Origin of the sequence: uncultured Rhodospira sp. (assembly GCF_937138205.1) — a bacterium.
In the GTDB taxonomy this organism is placed as follows: domain Bacteria; phylum Pseudomonadota; class Alphaproteobacteria; order Rhodospirillales; family Rhodospirillaceae; genus Rhodospira.
Window position 1 is genome coordinate 1 of the sequence record NZ_CAKZOT010000015.1, and the last position, 5,437, is coordinate 5,437.

Annotated in this window: 5 protein-coding genes; all 5 read right to left on the minus strand. The window is 67.7% G+C overall.

The annotated features are described in order from the left end of the window. Positions 1 to 159 precede the first annotated feature (159 nt). A complete protein-coding gene (gene ilvC / locus Q0309_RS01970; protein ID WP_299436897.1) occupies positions 160 to 1,179 on the minus strand; it encodes a ketol-acid reductoisomerase in 1,020 nt (339 codons plus the stop codon). A gap of 61 nt (positions 1,180 to 1,240) precedes the next feature. Then, positions 1,241 to 1,762, minus strand: coding sequence for an acetolactate synthase small subunit (gene ilvN / locus Q0309_RS01975; protein ID WP_299436899.1), 522 nt, complete (start codon positions 1,760 to 1,762; stop codon positions 1,241 to 1,243). A 58-nt stretch (positions 1,763 to 1,820) separates the two neighbouring features. Continuing rightward, positions 1,821 to 3,581, minus strand: a complete 1,761-nt coding sequence (locus tag Q0309_RS01980) for an acetolactate synthase 3 large subunit (protein ID WP_299436901.1) — start codon at positions 3,579 to 3,581, stop codon at positions 1,821 to 1,823. Between the two features lie 106 nt (positions 3,582 to 3,687). Then, positions 3,688 to 4,647, minus strand: a complete 960-nt coding sequence (gene miaA, locus Q0309_RS01985) for a tRNA (adenosine(37)-N6)-dimethylallyltransferase MiaA (RefSeq protein ID WP_299436903.1) — start codon at positions 4,645 to 4,647, stop codon at positions 3,688 to 3,690. Positions 4,648 to 4,729: 82 nt separating this feature from the next. Next, positions 4,730 to 5,437: adenylate/guanylate cyclase domain-containing protein (locus Q0309_RS01990; RefSeq protein WP_299436905.1), on the minus strand; the 708-nt coding region annotated here is incomplete at its 5' end.

The window sequence follows — 5,437 nt, forward strand, 5'->3', positions numbered from 1 at the left end:
TGCGTCGTCGGCGGCGTCGCCGCCTCCAGACGCACCCTACGACGGCTGCGAACAGTTCGTAGGGCGGCTTCGCGCCAAAGGCGCAAGCCGCCATCACGGCACCGCAACCGGCGGATTGGCCCCTCGGGCCGAATCCGCCCTACGATCTACGATCAGAACTCAGTTCTTGCTCTTGTCGACCAGGCGGTTGGCGGCGATCCACGGCATCATGCCGCGCAGCTTTTCGCCCACCTCCTCGATGTTGTGCTCGGCGTTCAGGCGGCGCGTGGCCTTGAACTCCGGCTGACCGGCCTTGCACTCCTGGATCCACTTGCTGGTGAAGCGGCCGGTCTGGATGTCCTCCAGAATGCGCTTCATCTCCGCCTTGGTCTCGGCGTTGATGACGCGCGGGCCGGAGACGTAATCGCCGTACTCGGCCGTGTTGGAGATCGAGTAGCGCATGTTGGCGATGCCGCCCTCGTAGATCAGGTCGACGATCAGCTTCACCTCGTGCAGGCACTCGAAATAGGCCATCTCGGGCGCGTAGCCGGCCTCGATCAAGGTCTCGTAGCCGGCCTGGATCAGGCTGGTCAGGCCGCCGCACAGCACCGCCTGCTCGCCGAACAGGTCGGTCTCGCACTCTTCGCGGAACGTGGTCTCGATGATGCCGGAGCGGCCGCCGCCGATGGCCGAGGCATAGGACAGCCCCAGTTCATGGGCGTTGCCGCTGGCGTTCTGGGCCACCGCGATCAGGCACGGCACGCCGCCGCCGCGCACGTACTCGGAGCGCACGGTGTGGCCGGGACCCTTGGGCGCGACCATGAACACGTCCAGGTCGGCGCGCGGCTCGATCAGGCTGAAGTGGATGTTCAGCCCGTGGGCGAAGGCGATGGCCGTGCCCTCGCGCATGGTGCCGGCCAGATGGTCCCGGTACAGGTCGGCCTGCTGCTCGTCCGGGGTCAGGATCATGACCACGTCGGCCCAGGCGCCGGCCTCGGCCGGGGTCATGACCTTCAGGCCCTCGCCCTCGGCCTTCTTGCGGCTGGACGAGCCTTCGCGCAGCGCCACGGCCACCTCGCTCACGCCGGAATCGCGGAGGTTGAGGGCGTGGGCATGGCCCTGGCTGCCGTAGCCGACGATGGCGATCTTCTTGCCCTTGATCAGGTTCACGTCGGCGTCACGGTCGTAATACACGCGCATGGTTCTTGGTTCCCTGGAATGGTTTGATCGCGAGACGGGCGGGCGGCCGGAGCGAGGCCCCCTAAAGAGCCGTGTTGCCGCGGGCGATGGCGGCGACGCCGGTGCGGCTGATCTCGGCCAGGCCGAGCGGTTCCATCAGCTTGATGAAGGCGTCCAGCTTCTCGGTCTTGCCGACGATCTCGAAGACAAAGGAGTCGTGGCTGCTGTCCACCACATTGGCGCGGAAGATGTCGGCGATGCGCAGGGACTCGATGCGCTTTTCGCCGCCGCCCACGACCTTGATCAACGCCAGTTCACGGCTGACCGACGGCCCCTCGACCGTCAGGTCGGAGACCTTGCGCACCGGCACCAGCCGGCCGAGCTGGGCCTTGATCTGCTCGATCACCATCGGCGTGCCGGAGGTCACCAGCGTGATGCGCGACAGATGCTCGGCGGCGTCCACCTCGGCGACGGTCAGGCTTTCGATGTTGTAGCCGCGTCCCGAGAACAGGCCGATGACGCGGGCCAGGACGCCGGCCTCGTTGTCCACCAGAACGGCGATGGTGTGGGTACGGATGTCCTGCTGCGCCATCAAGACTGACATTGCCCCAAGTGTCCTTTTTATCTTTGTTTTGCTTCTGTCGTACCGGTCCGGGCGATCATTAGACCAGCATCATGCCCTGGTCCGAGACCTGTGTGCCGGCGGTGTCCTCGGAGTTCATCAGCATCTCGTTGTGGGCCGCGCCCGACGGGATCATCGGATAGCAGTTCTCCGACGGGTCCACATGGACATCCAGCAAGACCGGCTTGTCGGACTCGATCATGGCGCGGATGGCGTCGTCCAGGTTGGCCGGCTTGTCGACGGTCAGGCCCATCCAGCCGAAGCTGTCGGCCAGCTTGACGAAGTCCGGCAGGGCCTCGCAGTAGCTTTCCGAATAGCGGCTGCCATGAAGCAGCTCCTGCCACTGGCGCACCATGCCCATGTACTGGTTGTTGAGGATGAACACCTTGACCGGCAGATTGTACTGCGTGGCGGTGCCCATCTCTTGCAGGTTCATCATGAACGAGGCTTCGCCGGCGATGTCGATGACCAGCGACTCCGGGTGCGCCACCTGCACGCCCAGCGCCGAGGGGAAGCCGTAGCCCATGGTGCCCAGCCCGCCGGAGGTCATCCAGCGGTTGGGCTCCTCGAACTTGTAGAACTGGGCCGCCCACATCTGGTGCTGCCCGACCTCGGTCGTGATGTAGGTGTCGCGGTCCTTGGTCGCCTCGTACAGGCGCTGGATGGCGTACTGCGGCTTGATGATGGTGTCGGTGGCCTTGTAGGCGAGGGAATTGCGCCCCTTCCACTGGTCGATCTGGCCCCACCAGGCCGCCAGGGCCTTTTGCGCCGGACGCACCTGCTTGGCCTTCCAGACGCGGATCATGTCCTCGATCACGTGGGCGACGTCGCCGACGATGCCGATGTCGACCGGCACGTTCTTGTTGATCGACGAGGGGTCGATATCGACGTGGATCTTCTTGGAGTTCGGCGCGAAGGCATCCAGGCGGCCGGTCACCCGATCGTCGAAGCGCGCGCCGATGCAGATCATCAGGTCGCACCCGTGCATGGCCAGGTTGGCCTCGTAGGTGCCGTGCATCCCCAACATGCCCAGGAACTGCTGATCCGACGCCGGATAGGCGCCCAGGCCCATCAGCGTGCTGGTGATCGGGAAGCCGGTCGAGCGCACGAAGCTGGTCAGCAGCTTGGCCGCATCGGGGCCGGAGTTCACCACGCCGCCGCCGATGTAGAAGATCGGCCGCTCGGCCTTGCCCATCAGCTCGACCGCCTGTTCGATCTGCTTGATGTCGCCCTTGAGCTGCGGCTTGTAGGAGCGGTGCTTGACCCGCGCCGCCGGGACATAGGGCGCCTTGCCCATCAGGATGTCCTTGGGCAGGTCGATGACCACCGGGCCGGGCCGGCCGGTGCCGGCCACCACGAACGCCTCGTGGATGGTGCGGGCCAGCCTGTCAGGCTCCTTGACCAGATAGTTGTGCTTGGTGCACTGGCGCGTGATGCCGGTGGTGTCGGCCTCCTGGAAGGCGTCGTTGCCGATCAGGTGGGTCGGCACCTGCCCGGTCAGGCAGACGATGGGGATCGAGTCCATCAGCGCGTCGGTCAGGCCGGTCACGGCGTTGGTCGCCCCAGGGCCGGAGGTGACCAGCACGACCCCCACCTTGCCGGTGGAGCGGGCATAGCCCTCGGCCATGTGCACGGCGCCCTGCTCGTGCCGCACCAGCACGTGGCGGATGCGGTTCTGCTTGAACAGCGCGTCATAGATCGGCAGCACGGCGCCGCCCGGATACCCGAACACGACCTCGACGCCCTGATCGGCCAGGGCCTTGAGGATGATTTCGGCGCCGTTGAGCTGCGTCTCTGACATGGTGCGCATCCTTGCAAACGGGGTCCCGACAGGTTCGGACCACGAAACGAAACTGCCGCGCCGGCCCGGAGGGCGGCGCGGGGAGCGCCAACCTAGTCCCTGCCCCCTAGACGGTCAACAAAAACCGGCGAACGAATGCAATGGTTTGCGCGGCCAACGTTTCTGAATATTGCGCGGCGAGAGTCGGGGTGAGAGTCAGGTCCGCGCGCATCTGGTGGCGCAGCCACGTCCGCTGGCGCTTGGCGTACTGGCGGGTGGCGGCCTGGGCGCGGGCGGTGGCGGTGGCAAGGTCGATGTCGCCACGCAGGTGGGCGGCCAGGTCGGGCACCCCGACGGCCTTCATGACCGGGCGGTCGGCGGGAAGGGCGCGGGCCAGCAGGGCACGCACCTCGTCTAGCGCGCCGGCCTCCACCATGGCTGCGAACCGCGCGTCGATGGCCGCGCGCAGGGCCTCGCGCTCGGGATCGAGCACAATCGTGAGCGTACGGGCGGAGAGGGGCGGCGGGGCAGGGGGCTGATCCTGCCACCACGCCAGCGAGCGGCCGGTCGCCTCCAGAACCTCCCAGGCCCGGGCGAGGCGCTGCGAATTGCCGGGATCCAGGCGCGCCGCCATATCCGGGTCGCGCGCGGCAAGGTCGGCGTGAAAGGCAGCGTTGCCCAATTCTTCCAGACGGGCGCGGGCGGCGGCGCGGATGTCGGGCGGAATGTCGGGGATGGCGGCCAGGCCCTCGGTCAGCGCCTTCATATAAAGGCCCGTGCCGCCGACCAGGATCGGCACCCGGCCGGCGGTCCAGGCCTCGCGGGCGGCGTCGGCGGCCATGCCGGCCCAGCGTGCCGCCGAACACACGTCGTCCCCGTCCAGCACGCCATAGAGACGGTGCGGCACCCGCGCCTCCTCCGCCGGCGTCGGCCGCGCCGTGACGATCCGCAGGTCGCGGTAGACCTGCAGACTGTCGGCATTGATGACGGTGCCGCCCAGCGCCTCGGCCAGCGCCAGCGCCAGCGACGACTTGCCGCTGGCGGTCGGCCCGGCGAGGAGGACGAGGGGCAAGAGGGGGGCGGTCATGGGGCGCGTGAATGCACTAGATTCGCAAAGTTGTGCAGCGACGTTTGCCGTCAAGGGTGAAACCCTTGACGGCGTCGCTGCACTAGGCGCTGTTGGAATGACGCGCGGGCGGTTCTGGCGCCGGTGGGCGGTCGTCCAGCCAGCCATCGGCCTCGGGGTCGACTGGCGAGACGGTCTCGGGCGGTGATGGGGGCGGCGCGGGTGGACCCGGGGCCGGCTGGGGGGCTGGCGCCTCCTCGGCGGCGGGCGTCTCGTCGCCGGCCTCGGCGCTATCGGCGCTATCGGCGCTATCGGCGCTATCGGCGGCGGCCTCGTCGCGCGAGGGCGAACCCTCCCACAGCGCCTCGTGGATCCGTTGCGGCTGTTGGATCCCCTTCAGGGGCATGGCGCCCTGATCGCGGAACCGCAATTCCGTGCCCTCGCACATGTCGCGCACCACCTGCGAGACCATGATCTGGTCCATGTCCGCCTTGGCGCAGATGCGCGCGGCGATGGTCACCGACAGCCCATAGTAGTCGTTCTCGGCGCTGATCGGCTCACCCGCGTTGACGCCGATGCGAATCCGCAGCGGGATTTCCGGCTGAGCCTGGTTGTGGGCGCGCACCGCCTTCAGCACGTCGATCATGCCCCAGACGGCGTCAGGCACGTGTTCGAACGTGGCCATGATGCCGTCGCCGGTATGCTTGATCTCGCGGCCGCCGAACCGGCCCAACGCCGAGCGCACGGCGGAATTGTGCGCGCGCAGGATCTGCTGCGCCTTTTCGTCGCCGTGCTCGCTGGTCAGGTCGGT